This window comes from Staphylococcus sp. mip270_02 (assembly GCF_054031535.1).
On the sequence record NZ_CM132934.1, the window covers coordinates 735,687 to 753,331 of the forward strand.

19 protein-coding genes are annotated in these 17,645 nt (G+C 33.5%); 10 read left to right on the top strand and 9 right to left on the bottom strand.

Annotated features, from left to right (window positions below; translation table 11 throughout):
- Positions 1-6: 6 nt before the first annotated feature.
- Genes ACW5YJ_RS03200 through ACW5YJ_RS03220 form a run of 5 tightly spaced genes read right to left on the bottom strand, consistent with a single transcriptional unit; the run spans position 7 to position 3,595 of the window.
- On the bottom strand, positions 7-696 hold the full coding sequence (locus ACW5YJ_RS03200) for an urease accessory protein UreF (protein WP_017723827.1): 690 nt from the start codon (positions 694-696) through the stop codon (positions 7-9).
- Positions 689-1,141: an urease accessory protein UreE gene (ureE, locus tag ACW5YJ_RS03205; RefSeq protein WP_017723826.1), complete on the bottom strand. Its 453-nt coding sequence runs from the start codon at positions 1,139-1,141 to the stop codon at positions 689-691. The genes ACW5YJ_RS03200 and ureE overlap by 8 nt, the downstream gene beginning before the upstream one ends.
- Positions 1,142-1,151: 10 nt before the next feature.
- Positions 1,152-2,867 (bottom strand): urease subunit alpha, encoded by a 1,716-nt coding sequence (ureC, locus tag ACW5YJ_RS03210; protein ID WP_017723825.1) that lies wholly within the window; start codon positions 2,865-2,867, stop codon positions 1,152-1,154.
- Entirely contained in the window at positions 2,864-3,277 is a 414-nt protein-coding gene (locus ACW5YJ_RS03215) for an urease subunit beta (RefSeq protein ID WP_017723824.1), read from the bottom strand. Before ACW5YJ_RS03215 ends, ureC begins: the two co-directional genes overlap by 4 nt.
- 15 nt (positions 3,278-3,292) lie before the next feature.
- Positions 3,293-3,595: an urease subunit gamma gene (locus ACW5YJ_RS03220; RefSeq protein WP_017723823.1), complete on the bottom strand. Its 303-nt coding sequence runs from the start codon at positions 3,593-3,595 to the stop codon at positions 3,293-3,295.
- 215 nt (positions 3,596-3,810) lie between these two features.
- Between ACW5YJ_RS03220 and yut the strand changes: the two genes are divergently transcribed.
- From yut to ACW5YJ_RS03260, 8 genes are all read left to right on the top strand, one after another.
- Positions 3,811-4,716, top strand: a complete 906-nt coding sequence (gene yut, locus ACW5YJ_RS03225) for an urea transporter (protein ID WP_017723822.1) — start codon at positions 3,811-3,813, stop codon at positions 4,714-4,716.
- Between the two features lie 113 nt (positions 4,717-4,829).
- Entirely contained in the window at positions 4,830-6,305 is a 1,476-nt protein-coding gene (nikA, locus tag ACW5YJ_RS03230) for a nickel ABC transporter substrate-binding protein (RefSeq protein ID WP_017723821.1), read from the top strand.
- Positions 6,302-7,279, top strand: a complete 978-nt coding sequence (nikB, locus tag ACW5YJ_RS03235) for a nickel ABC transporter permease (protein ID WP_107551370.1) — start codon at positions 6,302-6,304, stop codon at positions 7,277-7,279. The genes nikA and nikB overlap by 4 nt, the downstream gene beginning before the upstream one ends.
- Complete coding sequence (nikC, locus tag ACW5YJ_RS03240) at positions 7,279-8,100, top strand: nickel transporter permease (RefSeq protein WP_017723819.1); 822 nt, start codon at positions 7,279-7,281, stop codon at positions 8,098-8,100. The genes nikB and nikC overlap by 1 nt, the downstream gene beginning before the upstream one ends.
- Positions 8,093-8,872: an ATP-binding cassette domain-containing protein gene (locus ACW5YJ_RS03245; protein ID WP_017723818.1), complete on the top strand. Its 780-nt coding sequence runs from the start codon at positions 8,093-8,095 to the stop codon at positions 8,870-8,872. Before nikC ends, ACW5YJ_RS03245 begins: the two co-directional genes overlap by 8 nt.
- Complete coding sequence (locus ACW5YJ_RS03250; RefSeq protein ID WP_017723817.1) at positions 8,865-9,554, top strand: ABC transporter ATP-binding protein; 690 nt, start codon at positions 8,865-8,867, stop codon at positions 9,552-9,554. Before ACW5YJ_RS03245 ends, ACW5YJ_RS03250 begins: the two co-directional genes overlap by 8 nt.
- 133 nt (positions 9,555-9,687) lie before the next feature.
- Positions 9,688-10,599: an ABC transporter substrate-binding protein gene (locus tag ACW5YJ_RS03255; protein ID WP_017723816.1), complete on the top strand. Its 912-nt coding sequence runs from the start codon at positions 9,688-9,690 to the stop codon at positions 10,597-10,599.
- A gap of 367 nt (positions 10,600-10,966) precedes the next feature.
- A complete protein-coding gene (locus tag ACW5YJ_RS03260) occupies positions 10,967-11,383 on the top strand; it encodes a MarR family winged helix-turn-helix transcriptional regulator (protein WP_017723815.1) in 417 nt (138 codons plus the stop codon).
- Between the two features lie 196 nt (positions 11,384-11,579).
- On the opposite strand, the gene ACW5YJ_RS03265 is transcribed toward ACW5YJ_RS03260, so the two are convergent.
- Complete coding sequence (locus tag ACW5YJ_RS03265) at positions 11,580-13,010, bottom strand: APC family permease (RefSeq protein ID WP_426432802.1); 1,431 nt, start codon at positions 13,008-13,010, stop codon at positions 11,580-11,582.
- A gap of 409 nt (positions 13,011-13,419) precedes the next feature.
- Positions 13,420-14,247, bottom strand: a complete 828-nt coding sequence (locus ACW5YJ_RS03270; RefSeq protein WP_153672417.1) for an N-acyl homoserine lactonase family protein — start codon at positions 14,245-14,247, stop codon at positions 13,420-13,422.
- Between the two features lie 354 nt (positions 14,248-14,601).
- On the opposite strand from ACW5YJ_RS03270, the gene ACW5YJ_RS03275 reads away from it, so the two are divergent.
- Both ACW5YJ_RS03275 and ACW5YJ_RS03280 read left to right on the top strand, forming a co-directional pair.
- Positions 14,602-14,982 (top strand): VOC family protein, encoded by a 381-nt coding sequence (locus tag ACW5YJ_RS03275; protein WP_107551374.1) that lies wholly within the window; start codon positions 14,602-14,604, stop codon positions 14,980-14,982.
- Positions 14,983-15,040: 58 nt separating this feature from the next.
- Positions 15,041-15,850, top strand: coding sequence for a Cof-type HAD-IIB family hydrolase (locus tag ACW5YJ_RS03280; RefSeq protein ID WP_107551375.1), 810 nt, complete (start codon positions 15,041-15,043; stop codon positions 15,848-15,850).
- A 61-nt stretch (positions 15,851-15,911) separates the two neighbouring features.
- On the opposite strand, the gene ACW5YJ_RS03285 is transcribed toward ACW5YJ_RS03280, so the two are convergent.
- Both ACW5YJ_RS03285 and ACW5YJ_RS03290 read right to left on the bottom strand, forming a co-directional pair.
- Positions 15,912-16,334, bottom strand: coding sequence for a universal stress protein (locus ACW5YJ_RS03285; protein ID WP_017723810.1), 423 nt, complete (start codon positions 16,332-16,334; stop codon positions 15,912-15,914).
- 94 nt (positions 16,335-16,428) lie between these two features.
- The gene (locus tag ACW5YJ_RS03290; protein WP_017723809.1) at positions 16,429-17,493 is read right to left on the bottom strand and encodes a quinone-dependent dihydroorotate dehydrogenase; all 1,065 of its coding nucleotides are present in this window, start codon (positions 17,491-17,493) and stop codon (positions 16,429-16,431) included.
- Positions 17,494-17,645 lie beyond the last annotated feature (152 nt).

Genomic DNA, 17,645 nt, shown 5'->3' on the forward strand with positions numbered 1-17,645 from the left:
GACCTCCTAAGATATAAAAATTCTTACGTTTACGTTTTCATGTTCCATCTGATTGATTTCTAAACCTGGGGCAGTAATACCAAGTTGTGATTCATCTAAAGTCATAATATGATTTCTAGTATCTTTCATGATGGGAATCATTTGATGAACGATGCGTTGCCCAGAAGTTTGCCCTAAGGGTATTGCACGTACTGCATTTTGGGTAAGGCTAGACACGTTTTGGTATAAATAGTAATCAATAATCGTTTCTATATCGACCCCGAGATGATGGCCAAGCATAGTAAAACAAATAGCGGGATGTAACATTGCTTTTTTGTCACGCATTTGAGCATGATACCAGTTTAACCAATCACTGTCATAAAGCTCAGAAGCAAGTTTCACCATGCGAGTACCCATCTGTTTAGAACCTTGGCGTGTTTCTTTTGGTAAATTTTGTACAAAAAGGATACGATCTAATCGTAAAATAGCTTGTGTATCATTTTGTTCAAGCGCATTGTAAACGAGACGCATCGTTAAGCCATCAGCATAAGTTAATTGTTCATTTAGAAAAAGTATGAGCCATTGCTGAAAACTTTGTTCGTCATGAACGATATCGCGCTGGATATAAGTTTCAAGTCCAAATGAATGACTGAATGCCCCTGTTGGAAATTGTGAATCACAAAATTGAAACAGGCGTAGATGAGCGTGATCAATCATGTGAATGACCTATATGTCTAAATGCTTGATTAACTTTACGGTCTTCGTGTTCATATGGTATCTCTAAATCTTTTAATAGTGATTCTACTAGATAATCATATTGAACGAGCATCTCAGTTTCTGTAAATTGCGCAGGTAAGTGTCTATTACCCAGTTGATGAGCGATATCTCCCATTTCTTGTAAAGAGCGTGGTTTAATTACAAGTAAATCTTCAGAATTTACATCTACGACAATCATATTAGTATCATCTTTATACAAAATATCTCCATATTGTAAGTCAATTGGTTGTTTTAAACGGATGCCAATTTCATTACCGTGATCTGTTTTAACACGTTGGATACGTTTAACTAAATCAGAGTTTTCTAAATATACTTTTTCTATATGTTTTCCTTTATCGCTGTCTGAAATGTTAGCGATATTGCCTACGATTTCTTCGATGATCATTTTTAACCTCCTAGAATAAGAAATAACGTTGTGTTAATGGTAATTCCGTAGCTGGTTCACTTGTGATTTTTTCGCCATCTACAAATACTTCATATGTCTGCGGATCAACATCTAGTTTTGGCGTTGCGCTGTTATTTTTCATATCTGCTTTAGTTAGTTTACGAATATTATGCACAGGTCTTAATTTACGTTTTAAACCTAATAATTTGCCAATATCATTTTCATAAGCTGTGGTAGATACGAATGTCATTGAAGTACCCTGCATATTGCCGCCAAGTTGACCATACATCTTACGATATTTTAAAGGTTCTGAAGTAGGTATAGAACCATTAGCATCACCGTTAATTGCAGTGTTTATTAACCCACCTTTAACGATGACATCAGGTTTAACGCCAAAGAATGCGGGTTCCCACATAATTATATCAGCAAGTTTACCTTCGTCGATTGAACCAACGTAATCTGAAATACCATGCGTAATCGCAGGATTAATTGTGTATTTCGCTATATAGCGCTTGATTCTATTATTGTCATTATACTCGCTGTCGCCATCTAATGGACCACGTTGCTCTTTCATACGGTGTGCAACTTGCCAAGTTCTTGTAATTACTTCACCGACACGTCCCATGGCTTGTGAATCAGAGCTGACCATACTAAATACACCAATATCTTGCAATACGTCTTCTGCAGCAATCGTTTCTTTACGAATACGGGAATCGGCAAAAGCTATATCTTCTGGTATAGAAGCATTTAAATGGTGTGTAATCATAACCATATCTAGATGTTCGTCAATTGTATTAACAGTGTAAGGTAAGGTAGGGTTTGTGGAAGATGGTAGTATATTGGAATAAGCTGCAGATTTAATTAGGTCAGGTGCGTGTCCGCCACCTGCGCCCTCTGTATGATACATATGCAGTACACGGTCTTTAACGGCAGCCATTGTTTCTTCCATAAAGCCTGCCTCATTTAATGTATCTGCGTGTAATGCAATTTGGACATCATAATCGTCAGCAACTTGAAGGGCATGATCTAATGCTGAAGGCGTTGCACCCCAGTCTTCATGTACTTTTAAACCGATAGCGCCGGCATGTATCTGTTCTACTAAAGCTGTATGATTAACTGCTTGTCCCTTACCAGTAAAACCAATATTTAAAGGTAACGATTCTGCTGCTAGTAACATGCGATGTAAATGCCAAGGACCTGGAGTAACAGTAGTTGCTTTAGCACCTTCAGATGCGCCTGTCCCACCACCAATATGTGTAGTAATACCACTTTCAAGGGCGACTTGAGATTGTTCAGGATTAACGAAATGGACGTGGGTATCGATACCACCAGCTGTTATTATTTTACCTTCTGCAGAAATAATATCTGTAGTTGCTCCAATGATAATGTCTACATTATCCATAATATCTGGGTTACCAGCTTTACCTATTTTCATAATGTAACCATTTTTAACACCGATATCTGCTTTAACGATTTTATCGTAATCAAGAATTAGTGCATTTGTAATTACTAAATCTGCTACTTGCTTATCATCACGTGTCACATTAGGATTTTGAGCCATACCATCACGGATTGATTTGCCACCGCCAAATGCGGCTTCATCACCATATGTTGCGTAATCTTTTTCGACACGCGCAAATAAATTAGTATCTCCTAATCTTACAGAGTCTCCAACAGTAGGGCCATATAGACTTGTATATTGTGATTGCGTCATTTTAAAACTCATCTGTTATACCCACTTTCTTTATTAGCATTTTCGCTGACTTTATTTTCTTCAGCGATAATTTCTGTAGCGCTGTCGTCATCTTCAGCTTTATAAACACGCGCCTCGTCAATAGGTCCATTCACTTTACCATGGAAACCAAAAATTCTTCTTTTACCGCTAAATTCAACGAGTTGAACTTCTTTTTCGTCACCAGGTTCAAAACGTACCGCTGCGCCAGCAGGGATATCTAACCGTTTGCCATAAGCTTTTTCTCGTTCAAATTGCAAGGCAGGATTCGTTTCAAAAAAATGATAATGAGAACCAACTTGAATAGGGCGATCTCCTGTGTTTTTTACATCAAGTATCGTAGCGTTATGACCACGATTAACTTCAATTTCTGTACGTTTAACTATAATTTCACCAGGTTTCATAATTAACTTCCTCCTCTACACAATTGGGTGATGAACGGTAATTAATTTAGTACCATCAGGAAAAGTTGCTTCAATTTCCATTTCGGTTAACATATCTGCAACGCCCTCCATTACATCATCCTCACCTAATATTTGTTTGCCATAACTCATAAGTTCTGCAACGGTTTTTCCGTCTCTTGCACCTTCTAATAGCTCAAAACTTATAATGGCAACTGCCTCGGGATAATTTAACTTAAGACCTCTTTGCTGACGTCTACGAGCCAAATCTGCTGCAATAACTAACATTAGTTTGTCTTGTTCACGTTGTGTAAAATGCACATGCTCACTACCTTTCGACGTTTTTATAAAATAAATATATAGTATGTGACTAATCTAATAATAAGACGATTAGAAGCATACTACAAGAATAACCACCTGAAATAAATTGATGACGAAAAAAAACGTGTTGAAATTAAATATGTATTGCTTTAAATTTTATCCGTTATAATATATTATGTTGTATGTTGGAATAAGCGTAGAAACTAGGTGACAATGTGAATGCTGTTCGAATTATATTAAAGAACATCGCACAAGTACTGCTATTAAATAATGCATGGACAGGCTTATTTATCTTGTTAGGTTTATTCGTAGGAAATTGGAAGGTTGGTATTATGACCTTAGCTGCGAGTATTATTGCATTATTATTAGCGAAACGGACAAATTACTCAAATGAAGAGATTAACTCAGGATTAGCAGGTTTCAATCCAGTACTAACAGCAATTGCATTGACACTATTTTTAGTGCCAGAATGGTATAGTATATTAATTGCTTTTATAGCAATTGTGATTACAATGCCAATAGGCTCAGCATTCAGAGAATTTTTTAAGCCTTTTGGCGTGCCTATGTTAACCATGCCATATGTATTTGTTAGCTGGTTGATTTTACTAATGTCATTTCAATTTAAGTTTGTGAATGCAGATGTCAATATACTGCCAGACACAGTACAAGAGATACAATTTTCAGGACATAGCATCCATTTTATAAATGCTTTTTTATCAGGATTCAGTGAAATTTTCTTGTTGAAGAGCATTATGGCAGGGGTTCTAATTCTTATAGGAATTTTTATTGCTTCAAGTAAAGCTGGTGTATTTGCTATAGTAGCCAATTTAATTGGTTTTACTGCTGTACTAGTACTTGGTGCAAATCATGATCAAATTAATGATGGATTGTTTGGCTATAATGTCATACTAACAGTGCTCGCTTTGGGCGTTGCTTTCCGTACTAGGATTCAACGATATATTAGCATTGTTTTAGGAATCCTTTTGACAGTTGTTTTGCACGCGGGCATGACAACTTTATTAACACCATTCGGTTTGCCAGTGTTTACACTCCCTTTTATTATAGCAACGTGGATTATGTTGTTTGCAGGTAACCGAATGAAGGTTCAACAAATTGAATAGCATGACTTTATTGGATGAAGACCCTAAATTATATTTTATAATAATATAGGCATCGTTTGAGAGTAGCTCGATTTTCTAATTAATTATAAATTTATTGGGAAGAAGGAATGAAAATGAAAAAAATTGTTTCATTAATTGCAATATCAGCTGTGGTCTTAGCGGGGTGTAGTGGTTCAGGAAGTGAATCAAAAGGGAAAACATTAGACGTTGAACTGCCATTAAAAACAACTTCTATTGCACCATATGAGACAGATGTACCAGTGAAGATAGGTGCTGCTGAAGCTCTATTTAAAGCTGGTGCAAATGGCAAAGTTGAAAAGGTATTGGTCGATTCATATGAACAAAAAACACCAACACAATTAGATATTAAGTTGAAAAAAGACATTAAATTCCAAAATGGTAAAAAAGTGACAGGTGAAGCGGTAAAATCTAGTTTGGAAGAAAGCATTAAGAAAAGTGATCTCGTTAAAGGTTCGCTTCCAATTAAAGATATTAATGTAGATGGGCAAAACATTACGATTACTACAAAAGAAGCTTATCCTGAATTAGTGTCAGAGTTAGCAAGTCCATTCTCTGCAATTTACGATACAGAGGCAGATGACGTTAATAAAACGCCTGTTGGTACCGGACCATACCAAATTAAAAATTATAAGCAATCTCAAAATATCAAGTTAGATCGTTTTAATGATTATTGGCAAGGTAAACCTAAACTAGATCATGTAAATGTTACATATCAAGAAGATGGTAATGCTCGTACAAGCGATTTAGCATCAGGTAAAGCTGATGTAATTACAGATGTTCCTGTTGAAAAGGAAAAAGAGTTGAAAGATGGAGATAAGACAACTACATCTGCAGTATCAGGATTTAGAACATCATTGGTTATGTACAATCATACAAGTGACAAAATGACTAAACCTGTACGTAAAGCGCTAGATAAAGTTATTAATCGTGAAAGTATCGCACGTAATGTCTCTAAGAACCATGCCCAACCAGCTACCGGACCATTTAATACAAAATTAGATTTTATAGATAAACAACCTATACAAAAACAAGATTTAGAAGAAGCCAAACAGATTATAAAAGAAGAAGGATATTCTAAATCAAATCCATTAAAGTTAACCGTATCTACGTATAATGGTAGACCAGAACTGCCTAAAATGGCACAAGTTATTCAATCAGATGCTAAAAAAGCCAATATCGATATTACTATTCGTAATGTAGATGATATTGAAGGCTATTTAAGTGATAAAAAGCAATGGGATGCCTCTTTATATAGCTTTGGTACAATACCTAGAGGAGATACAGGATACTTCTTTAATCAGGCATATAAGCCTAAAGGCGCAATTAATTCTGGCGACTATAACAATCAGAAAGTAACAGCATTAATTGACGAGTTTAATAAAACAGTAGATAAATCTGAACGTAATCGTTTAACAAATGAAATTATTAGTATTACACAAAGTGATTTTGCAAATAGCTATATCTCATATATGGATAATATCGTCGGTATGAATAAAGATGTGAAGAACTTAAAAGCAACACCCGAAGGTATCTATCTAATCGATTACAAGGTCGATAAAAAACAATGATAATTAAAAATATACTAACTAGAATTGGACAAATGATCATTGTATTGTTTGTCCTTTCTAGTATTACATTCATATTAATGAAACTTACACCTGGCGATCCAGTTGATAAAATCCTACATTTAGATATAGCAAATGTATCCTCAGAACAAGTTGAAGCAACAAAAGAAAAATTAGGCCTAAACCAACCAGTTGTCATGCAATATTTTCAATGGTTAGGTCAAATTGTTCAATTTAATTTCGGTACGAGTTATCAAACAGGTGAACCCGTAATAAAAGAATTAATTTATTACACGCCGCCGACCTTAAGCATTGCTTTTCTAACTATAATGGTTGTCTTATTAACAGCACTTCCAATGGGAATTTTAGCAGCGAAATATTATCATACGTGGGTTGATACATTTATCAGAACTGTAACGTCCTTTACAGTGAGTGTGCCTTCATTCTTTTTAGGTACAATATTAATTTATATTTTTGCACAGAAATTTAATGTTTTGCCATCTTCTGGTATAGACACGATAGCTGGTTACATTTTACCAGTGATAGCATTAAGCGTGGGTATGAGTGCATACTATGTAAGGTTGATGCGATCGAATTTAATAGAATTATATCAATCTAAAGAAGTTGAGGCTTCACGACTCAGAGGTATGTCTGAACGATATATTTTATGGAGTGATTTATTTAAACCAGCTATTACCCCAGTTATAACGGTATTAGGCATGTCTGTGGGGAGTCTTATAGGAGGCACTGTCGTCATTGAAAATTTATTTGGAATACCAGGTATAGGACATTTCCTAGTAGATAGTATACGTGCAAGAGATTATCCTGTAGTACAAGGTGCGGTAATTATGATTGGTTTCTTTGTTGTTTTGGCTAATACAGTGAGTGATTTATTATTGCTATGGTTAGAACCGAAGCGCCGATATAATAGTTCACGTCATCCCAAGAAACCGCAACGACAGGATGGTGAAATGTAATGAATCAATTAAATAAACAGCATCTTATATTTTATGTGTTTACATTGTATTTATTGGCTCTTATCATCGCACAATTTTTTGTGTCGACAACAAATGCTTATGAGGTGAACCTAGGGAGTAGTCTTGAAATGCCAAGCTTAAACCATTGGTTAGGCACCGATGATTATGGTAGAGATTTACTTTCAAGAGTTATTATTGGGGCAAGGTACACATTGATTATTAGTTTGATTACATTGTTGATTACAATCATTATTGGTGTACCATTAGGATTGATTGCTGGTTACAAAAAAGGCATCGTTGATACAATTATTATGCGTGTTATTGATATAGGATTAAGTATTCCTGAATTTGTCCTTATGATTGCATTTGCTAGCTTTTTCAAACCTAGTATTTGGAATTTGGTGATAGCAATTACGATTATTAAATGGATGACTTACACTAGATTGACCCGTTCAGTCGTAAGTAGTGAAATCACGAAACCTTATATACAAATGGCTCGATTATTTAACGTGCCAACACATGTTATTATCTTTAAACATTTCTTCCCCCAAGTTTTACCATCTATTATTGTGCTGATGACGGTAGATTTTGGGAAAATAATATTATATATATCGTCACTTTCATTTCTCGGGTTAGGTGCACAGCCACCTTCACCTGAATGGGGAGCAATGTTGAATACAGGTAGAGATTATATTAGTTCTTATCCGTTACTTTTGATTGTTCCAGCGTGCTTAATCACAATAACTATTCTATTGTTTAATTTAGCTGGCGATGCATTAAGAGATAAATTATTAAAAGGAAAGCGTGATATCAATGGCTAATTTACTTGAGATAACCAACTTAGTAATTAAAGGTGAAAGATGTACCACACTGATAGATCACATAAATCTCAGTTTAAAAGCAAGTAAAGTAAATGTTTTGGTAGGGGAAAGTGGTTCAGGAAAAAGTTTAACTGCTAAAGCGTTAGTACAACAATTACCTGATAATTTAATAATGACTTATGACAGTTTAAATTATGAAAATAAAAAATTGGTGAATATGCACGAACTTTTAGGGAAAGAGATTGGTTTTATTTCTCAAGATTATACGCATAGCTTTAATGAGCATACGAAATTAGGCATACAATTGATTGCGATTTATAGACAACATTATAAGATAGATAAAACTAAGGCCAAAAAAATTGTAACGCAAGCGCTTGAGTGGGTTGATTTAGTACCAGATAAAACAATGAATAGTTATCGCTTTAGTCTATCAGGTGGACAACTTGCTAGGGTTCAAATAGCGAGCGTATTGATGCTCAATCCGAAATTAATTATTGCTGATGAACCCACTGCATCACTAGATGTGATAACAGGAGCTAATATTATGAACCTAATCAAACATTTGGCAGAAGTTCATAAAGTAACGCTTTTATTAATTACCCATAATTTATCACATGTTTTAAATTTTAGCGATTGGATAAATGTTATTCAAAAAGGAAAACTAGTCGATTCAAACCATGTACAAGCTTTTAAAAATCATGATGTGGATCCATATAGCTTGAAATTATTTAACTCCCGTAGCCAATTAAAGGAGGGGAGCAATAATGATTAACTTAAATAACATGAATTTTAAATATAGACAGGCCCCTGTTTTAAAAAATATAAATCTTACCATACAGCCAGATGAAATTGTAGGTATTGTAGGTGAGAGTGGTTCTGGTAAAACGACATTAGCACAAATTATTTTAGGTTTATTGCCAGTATCTCAAGAACAATATACAAATAATGATTTCCGATTATTACCTATATTTCAACATGCGTATGATAGCTTTAATCCAAAATTTAAAATGAATAAATCTCTAGAAGAGGCGATAAAGTATCATCGTGATTCAAACTCATCTGAAGTTTATCGACGAATGTATATTTTAATGAAGCAAATGCATTTAGATAAAAACTTGTTGAATAGATTCCCTGATCAATTAAGTGGTGGCCAATTGCAACGTTTTAATACGATTCGTACATTGATGTTAGCACCAGATATGTTAATTTGCGATGAGATTACAGCTAGTTTAGACGTTATTGCTGAGCAAAGTATGATTGAAGTGTTGAAACAGTACTACGCAGATACACATAAAGGTATGTTATTAATATCTCATGATTTAGCATTTTTAAATAAAATCGTTGAACGATTAATTGTCATGAAAAATGGTGAAATCGTAGATGATTTTAATACTGAATTTTTATTCGACAAACAACGTCATGAATATACAAAACAGCTACTAGCAATCTATTAAGTAGCTGTTTTTAATTTTTAATGATAGGAAAAATATATGTTTTGATTTTAAAAATAATGTGTGTAATATTATTGAGAATCATATGACTTCATGTATAATTAAATACAATATGAGAAAAGGGGATATTTTAAGCATGAAAAAAATATTATTACCATTGCTAGCTTTAATACTTGTGCTAGCAGCATGTGGCAATGATTCAAATGACAAGTCGTCAAAGGGAAATAGTGAAAAGACAACATATAAACAAGACTCAGGAAAAAAAGTTGAAATACCGAAAAAACCTAAACGTATTGTAGTCTTAGGGGCTACATATGCAGGGGGATTGAAACAACTTGATGCCAATATCGTTGGCGTAGCTAATATTATAAATGATAGCAAAGTTTTAAAAGATAAATTTAAAGATGTAGAAAAAGTAGATGCTGAAAATGTTGAAAGTGTAGCAAAACTTAAGCCGGATTTGATAATTACGTATAATACAGATAAAAATATCAAAAAATTAAATAAAGTTGCACCTACAATAGCTTTTGACTACATGAAACATGACTATAAAGAACAACATAAAGAGTTAGGTAAAATTGTAGGTAAAGAAGATAAAGCAAATGCATGGGTTAAGCAATGGGAAGAAAAAACTAAGGACGATGGAAAAGAAATTAAAGACGCTATTGGTGCAGATACTACAGTATCAATCATTAAAGACTTTGATAAAAAAATCTATGCATTAGGAAAAACATATGGCCACGGCAGTGAAATTCTATATGATTCCTTTGGACTGAAAATGCCTGGGAAAGTAGAAAAAGCAACACAAAAAAAAGACTTGGCAGATATTTCTGAAGAACAAATTCCTGAAATGACGGGTGATTACGTGGTAACGCCAGTTGCTAAAGACAGTGATTTATCATTTGAAAATAAAGATGTTTGGAAGAACACAGATGCAGTTAAAAAAGGTCAAACGTTTAAAGTAGATGAAGGTATTTACTGGTTAAATGATCCGTATTCATTAGACTATGAACGTAAAGATTTAAAAGAAAAATTATTACAACATTAATCGATTTATATTACCATGCTCAAATAAAACATCAATCTATTTCATTTAATGGATTGGTGTTTTTTAGTGAGAACTTTTTAGATATTATTTTTGGTCAAATCGAGATTTAATAATTAAGTGATATTAAGAAATTTTAAATGTTTTAGTAAGACTAATCGAATTTATGTATTAATTTAAAAGGTCACAGGCAAATATTTCAATATACGTTATGATGATGTAAGATATTAATAACAATTCATAAATTGTGCCTTAGGGATTTATATATGATAGATGAATATTGCATTGGCTAACTATAATATAGATAATTTAATGAGTAAAAGATAAACTATGATAAGTAATCATACACATATATCTTTGGGAGGATATGATGGAAAAACAACAAAAAATTGATAATTGGGTACAATTAACCAAATACGTTCATTATATAGAAACATTAATTGAGAAAAAAATGAAGCAATCTTACAATTTAAGCTTGAAAGAATTTTATGTATTATATGAAATTTATAAAGCTAAAGGGAAAAAATATAAAATTAATGATTTGATAAAAATTGTTGATTTAAGCCAAAGTGCAATGTCTAGATTGATTGTACGAATAGAAAAACCAGAAAAAGCATTAGTTGTAAGACAAGAATGTGTTGAAGATCAACGTGCTATGTATATCTATTTGACAGAAGAAGGACTTAAAATTACAGAATCGGCATTAAATACCTATGAAAAATTAATTAAAAAAGTAGATTTTTCTAATATTCGTAAGTTATCCCAAATAGACGAGGATGAAGAATAATCCTTTTTCTAACATAAAAAACAGGAGCCTGGGACATAAATAGATGTCTCAGGCTCATTTTCAATTTGGCAGTAGGTGACTGAATTGAAAATACGCTTATATCAAGCTTTTTTCAATGCTAGTCACCATTGCCGGGGTGGGACTACGAAATCTATGTTAGAAAATTTGATTTCTGTCCCACTCCCCAGTTTTTTTATTAAGAAGGTTTTCCTTTTTTAGAATGTCTCACACCATAAATGAGATAAATAATTAGCCCTATGATAAACCAGCCGAGTGTATATAATTTTGCTTCTGCACCTAGGCCCCAAAATACGGTGACTACACTCACGAATGTGAGAATCGGCATTACAGGATAAAAAGGCATTTTGAATGCTGGGACTGGAATGTCTTTACCTTCTCTAGGACGTAAACCAAAAATACCTATAGAAACAAACATAAATGCGACGAGTGTACCAGCAGATATTAATTGAGCCAAGAACGCAAATGGGAACATTGATCCAATAATTACAGCAATTATAGTAAGTATTATTAGAGCGCGATTAGGCAAGTTTTTATTATTTAATTTTCCTAACCATGAAGGCAAGAGGCCGTCTCGACCAAAAGAATATAATAAACGTGAACCTGCTAACATCATACCGATGAGTGCTGTAAACATGCCAATTACAGAAATTGCTTGTACTACTGCGGCTACTACACCAAATCCGCTTTGTCTTAATGCCCAACCAACAGGTTCTGCGTTACCAGCATATGCTGAGTATGTAAACATACCAACAAGCACAAGCGAAACTGCAACAAATAATACTACAGCAATGAGTAGTGATCCTAAGATCCCTCTAGGCATTGTCTTTTGTGGATTGATTGCTTCGGCTGAATTAGCAGCTATTGAATCAAAGCCGATATATGCTAAGAAAATCATAGACACACCAGCATAGATACCTTGCCATCCTCCAAACGATCCAGTTTCAGTAACTTTATGTTCAGGAATAAATGGCACATAATTACTGAAATCAATAACTGTTAAACCTACGACAATAAATAATAATACGGCTAATACTTTAATGACGACAAGGATGTTTTCGATACGTGCTGCTGCTGATACACCATATGCTAATAAACAAGTTGTAAGAATAATCACGATAGCTGCGACAATATCAATGACACCGCCATCGTTACCTAATGTGTTAGAAAGTGATTTTGGTAATTCGAGACCTAATGGCGAAACTAAACCACGTAAGTTCGCGGAAAAACCTGATGCAACAAAGGCGACAGCAATAAAATATTCAGCAAGTAAAGCCCAACCTGCCACCCATCCAAACACTTCACCAAATACTACATTAATCCATGAATAGGCTGAACCAGCAAAGGGCATTGCAGATGACATTTCAGCATATGCAAAAGACACAAGCCCAGCTACTACTGCTGCTAATAAGAATGAAAGTGCAACTGCAGGGCCTGTGTGTTGTGCTGCAACAACGCCAGGTAGCGTGAAAATAGAAGTAGAAACTATGGTGCCGACACCTAAAGCTAAAAAGTCTTTAACTCGTAATGTTCTATTTAAATGGGCATCCTTCACTTGATAAACGGATGGTTCTGCCTTTTTAAAAATTTTGTTAAAAAAATCTTTCATAATAAACCTCTCCCAATGAATACTATATTGTAAAACTTTATAACTAAATTATGATAATTTATATCATAGCATAAATATCTCTAAATATTCAGAAAATTTCGCGAAAATTTAGAGAACATATATGAAGAATAATGTATTATAGCTTGTTTTAGTGTCATTAGTTGCTTAAAGTGATTATTTATCCTTTCGGTGATGTTGGATTTTGTAATTTATAATTTTTAGATTATGTAAAAAGGGCGAGGTGAGTAATAACTTGGTTATACTCATATATGCACGCCCTTATCAGTTTATCTATTCATCTATTAAGGTTACTATATTTTTGCTTATAATTTGTTTGATTGTAATTGTTATAAATCAAATATTAGATTTTATTGCTTTTATAGTGAAATACAGTTTAATTAGTATTTCACTATAAAGAAATGACTTGTGGTTGGACTTCGGCATCATGATTAGCAATGGCTTTGACACAATCTTTATCTATTGCTTGTGCTTTTACCCAATTTAATGATTTTATTGCATCATCTTTATCTACTACGAGGCCAGGTAAAATACCGTTTTTCCATGATTTTTCAGCATAACCTACGTCTGAAGCTAACAATAAGTATGACGCATCATCTTTATGTGCTTTAACACGTGTAGTACATAGCCCAGCGCTATGCCCTGGTGTATGAATAAACACGAGTGTACCATCTCCAAATAAATCAAAGGATTTACCTGTAGGTCCAATGCCATTATCTTTTAAAGGATAGGTTTGAATAGCAATATTGTCCCATTGGTGTGGAAGATAACGTATTTTATCGTTGTTTGCAGCGTTCCATTCCACTTCACTGACTAAGATGTTTTTTGCGTCAGCTACATGTGCTAAGCCATCAGCATGATCACAGTGTAAATGACTCAACATCACATAATCTATATCCGAAGGTTGATAGCCTAATGCTTCAATTTGTTCATGTACCGCAGTACCTTTAGGTAAAACTGCCTTGTTTATTGGATATTGAAAAGCTAAATTTTTAATAGGCTTTGTTCGATTGATTTCATGCCAACCCGTGTCAATTAGAACAAGACCCTTTGGATGTTCTATAAGATACACAGATACAGGTAAGCGCAGTTGTTTCTTTTTAGATCTAAATAATCCGGTCCATGCTAAAGGTGGATTATATTTATAGTTGAATGGTAATGCTTCATCTACAATCACTGAACCAGTGTGTAAGACGTGCACATTGATTGTACTAGTCATTTTATTTTACTCCTTTTAGTTAAAACAATATGGCTAATGTAAAACGAATAATCAGAGATATGTAGGATTTGATCATTCAAGTACCATAAAATAGTGACGATTATCAATAGACATTAATTTCATCATAATTTGGTTATAACTATCTTCAGATGCTTTAAAGTGTTGAAAATAAGCAAATAAGATGTTGAAAACTTTAACTTATTTAGAGATTATGTGTCAAATAAATAATGATTTATTATAGTTATTCCATTAAAAACTTGTCGTATAAAAGTGAAAGAAGAGGCATGAGACAGGTTCTTTATAGCACTTTAAAAGTGGAGTATGGTATGGTGATAAAAAATGGGGGGAACTAAAATGAATATACAATCATCTTGGCTTAATTTACCGGTAGAAGATTTAGCAGCAAGTGAAACATTTTTTAGTGAAATAGGTTTTACAATCAAAAGAAACGAAGCAGTTTTAGATAAAATGAGAGGAATTGAAACTTTAGATAATAAAGTCATAATGCTTATTGAACGTAATCAATTTGAGAAAGTCGCCCAAGTTTCAAATGTCGGAAGTCATAGTACATTAGTTTCTATTTCTGTATCTGAACCGGAAGAGGTGGATTGCTTATTAGAACAAGTTGAAGCATCAGGTGGAGAAGTCCTACAAAGTGGTACTATGCACGAAGGGTATTATGGTGGCTTATTTAGAGATATTGATGGTCACCTTTTTAATATTATTGTAATGTAATTTAAGCAAGTATATGGTTATTTAATTATATCTTCGAGAGCAGAAGGGAGTATCAATGATGATAAAAGCAATTGCTGTAGATAAAGATGGGACCTTTTTAAAATCGGATCACACATACGATAAGGTATATTTTGAGAAAATATTCAATGAGTTGAAGCGTCAAGATATTAAATTTATTGTGGCAAGTGGTAATCAATATGCTCAATTACAGTCATTTTTTCCGGAAAAAGACCAACATATCACGTATGTTGCTGAAAATGGTGCTGTTACTTATTATGATAATGAATTGATGACATCTTATTATTTTGATCAACAACTCATTTATGATGTCGTGGAGACACTTACAAGAGACTTTGGGCTAGCAGATATTGTGTTGAGTGGTATTAAATCAGCTTACGTGAAACAGACGTGTAGCGAGGAGTTTTTGAATTTTATTAGTAACTACTATTATGATATTGAAAAAGTAGAGTCTTTTGAACATATAGAAGAAGATAATTTTGTAAAAGTTGCAATGCGCATCAAAGATAAAGATTTGGTTAAAGCAGTTATAGATGCATTAGAAACTAAATTTAGAGGAGAATTACGTGCAGTAACAAGCGGTAACGATAGTGTGGATCTTATTTTACCAAATGTTAATAAAGGTGTTGCGATTCAAGACATATTAAAACAATGGGGGATTGAACATGACGAGTTATTAGCATTTGGAGATGCCAATAATGATATAGAAATGTTAGGCTTAACTACGCATAGCTATGCGATGGCTAATTGTAGCCCTGAGGTAGAAGCGGTTGCCCAGCATAAAGCACCTTCAAATGATGACTCTGGTGTTTTACAAGTGATTGAACAGTATTTGAAGCAACAGCAATAAAAAATAAAACTCAATTCTTCTATTCATTTATGATGGAAGAATTGAGTTTTTTATATGAAAGCTAATTTACGATAAGTACAGGTATATCTACGTTACTTGCAATCTTGTGTGTCACATTACCAAGTATATTTTTAATATCTGATTTTGTACGTGTATTACTCATTACAATAATATCATAGCTATGTTCGTTAATTTCTGACAAAATTGAGTTTTTGATGTAGCCTGTACTAAATCTAATATTTACATTTAAACCTAGGTCTTCTAATTTGTTAACAAAAGGTTCGAGTAATTCGCTTTTTTCATGTGCCAAATCTTCAAAGTGTTTATTATCATACCGTACTGAAGTTTCTAACTCACTTTCTGGTATAACGTGGAATACTGTAATTTCAGCATCATCTACGCCAGCGGTTAGATTTTGCAACTCTTCAGGTACATTGTTAAACGAATTATCAAAATCATAAGCTAATAATATATTTTTATACATAATGGCACTACCTCCTTTTATTATACATATACCCTATTATTATTAAAGTAAAAGAGGTAGTGCAAGAATGAGCATAGACAATCACCTAGAAATATTAGGAGTCTAACCCAATAATTTCGCTAACATTACTATAACCATTAGATTTGAGATAATGTGCGAGTTGCTTATTTAATTTTTGAGTTAACCCAGGTCCTTCAAAGACTAAAGAACTATATATTTGTACTAATGAAGCACCACTACGTAACATTTTAATTACATCATTATCACTGAAAATACCACCTGTACCAATAATTAAGAAATCACCATTTGTTTGTTTGTAAGCATATGAAATTAATTCTAGATTACGGTTGAATAATGGTCTTCCGCTCAATCCACCTGTTTCATGACGATTGTCTGAATTTAAGTGCTCACGTTGTTGAGTTGTATTGGCTAGTATAATCCCGTCAAAGGTTTGTGTTATCGGTTTTAACATTTGATTAAGACCATCTAATGTTAAATCAGATGTAAGTTTGATGAAAATAGGGACGTTTAGATTTTGCTTTTCTTTATAAGATTGAATAGCTTCGCACAATTGGGCGAATTCATCTTTATCATGGAAACTTTGTAAGTTTTTTGTATTAGGAGAGCTGATGTTAACCGTAAAAAAGGTAACGTCATTTTTAAATGTATCGATAACTTTAATATAATCTTCATAACGCGCATCATAAGATGTGGTCTTGTTAACACCAACATTTAGGCCTATTGGAATTTGATAATTATATTTGCGTAGATTACTTAAAGCTTTGTTCATGCCTAGATTATTAAAACCCATTCTGTTAATCAGTGCATTATCTTCCACTAAGCGATACATCCGTGGTTTGGGGTTGCCAGGTTGTGGTATAGGTGTGATGCCTCCTAATTCAAGTGCGCCAAAACCAGCGTTTTCTAAGGCTTTAGGTACCTCACAAGATTTATCAAAACCTGCCGCTAATCCAATCGGATTGTCGAAATGAATGCCTTTGATATTTTGGTATAAGCGTTCATTTTCATAATGAAATAATTGATTAATAACAGGTAAAAGTTTTGGGTATTTTTGGACGAATTTGAGTGCGTTAATTGTCATACCGTGCGCTTTTTCAGGATCTATTTGGAATAAAATAGGTTTGATGAGTTTATACATATCATGATCGCTCCATTTATCAAATTATTTGTAATAAAACTATGTATTGTGATGAGTGCTTAGTCAATTAAAAAAAGTAAAATTGAAAAAGATGTCTTTAATAGACTAGCATTTTACGTATTATATGCCTAGAGTAAATAAAAGAATTATTA

Bases quoted from the DNA above. Each gene is read 5' to 3' on its own strand.
- ureC (WP_017723825.1), bottom strand. From the start codon at position 2,867: ATGAGTTTTAAAATGACGCAATCACAATATACAAGTCTATATGGCCCT.
- nikC (WP_017723819.1), top strand. From the start codon at position 7,279: ATGAATCAATTAAATAAACAGCATCTTATATTTTATGTGTTTACATTG.
- ACW5YJ_RS03250 (WP_017723817.1), top strand. From the start codon at position 8,865: ATGATTAACTTAAATAACATGAATTTTAAATATAGACAGGCCCCTGTT.
- ACW5YJ_RS03265 (WP_426432802.1), bottom strand. From the start codon at position 13,010: ATGAAAGATTTTTTTAACAAAATTTTTAAAAAGGCAGAACCATCCGTT.
- ACW5YJ_RS03270 (WP_153672417.1), bottom strand. From the start codon at position 14,247: ATGACTAGTACAATCAATGTGCACGTCTTACACACTGGTTCAGTGATT.
- ACW5YJ_RS03290 (WP_017723809.1), bottom strand. From the start codon at position 17,493: ATGTATAAACTCATCAAACCTATTTTATTCCAAATAGATCCTGAAAAA.
- ureE (WP_017723826.1), bottom strand. From the start codon at position 1,141: ATGATCATCGAAGAAATCGTAGGCAATATCGCTAACATTTCAGACAGC.
- ACW5YJ_RS03280 (WP_107551375.1), top strand. From the start codon at position 15,041: ATGATAAAAGCAATTGCTGTAGATAAAGATGGGACCTTTTTAAAATCG.
- ACW5YJ_RS03260 (WP_017723815.1), top strand. From the start codon at position 10,967: ATGGAAAAACAACAAAAAATTGATAATTGGGTACAATTAACCAAATAC.
- ACW5YJ_RS03255 (WP_017723816.1), top strand. From the start codon at position 9,688: ATGAAAAAAATATTATTACCATTGCTAGCTTTAATACTTGTGCTAGCA.
- ACW5YJ_RS03285 (WP_017723810.1), bottom strand. From the start codon at position 16,334: ATGTATAAAAATATATTATTAGCTTATGATTTTGATAATTCGTTTAAC.
- nikB (WP_107551370.1), top strand. From the start codon at position 6,302: ATGATAATTAAAAATATACTAACTAGAATTGGACAAATGATCATTGTA.
- ACW5YJ_RS03245 (WP_017723818.1), top strand. From the start codon at position 8,093: ATGGCTAATTTACTTGAGATAACCAACTTAGTAATTAAAGGTGAAAGA.
- ACW5YJ_RS03200 (WP_017723827.1), bottom strand. From the start codon at position 696: ATGATTGATCACGCTCATCTACGCCTGTTTCAATTTTGTGATTCACAA.
- ACW5YJ_RS03215 (WP_017723824.1), bottom strand. From the start codon at position 3,277: ATGAAACCTGGTGAAATTATAGTTAAACGTACAGAAATTGAAGTTAAT.
- ACW5YJ_RS03275 (WP_107551374.1), top strand. From the start codon at position 14,602: ATGAATATACAATCATCTTGGCTTAATTTACCGGTAGAAGATTTAGCA.
- nikA (WP_017723821.1), top strand. From the start codon at position 4,830: ATGAAAAAAATTGTTTCATTAATTGCAATATCAGCTGTGGTCTTAGCG.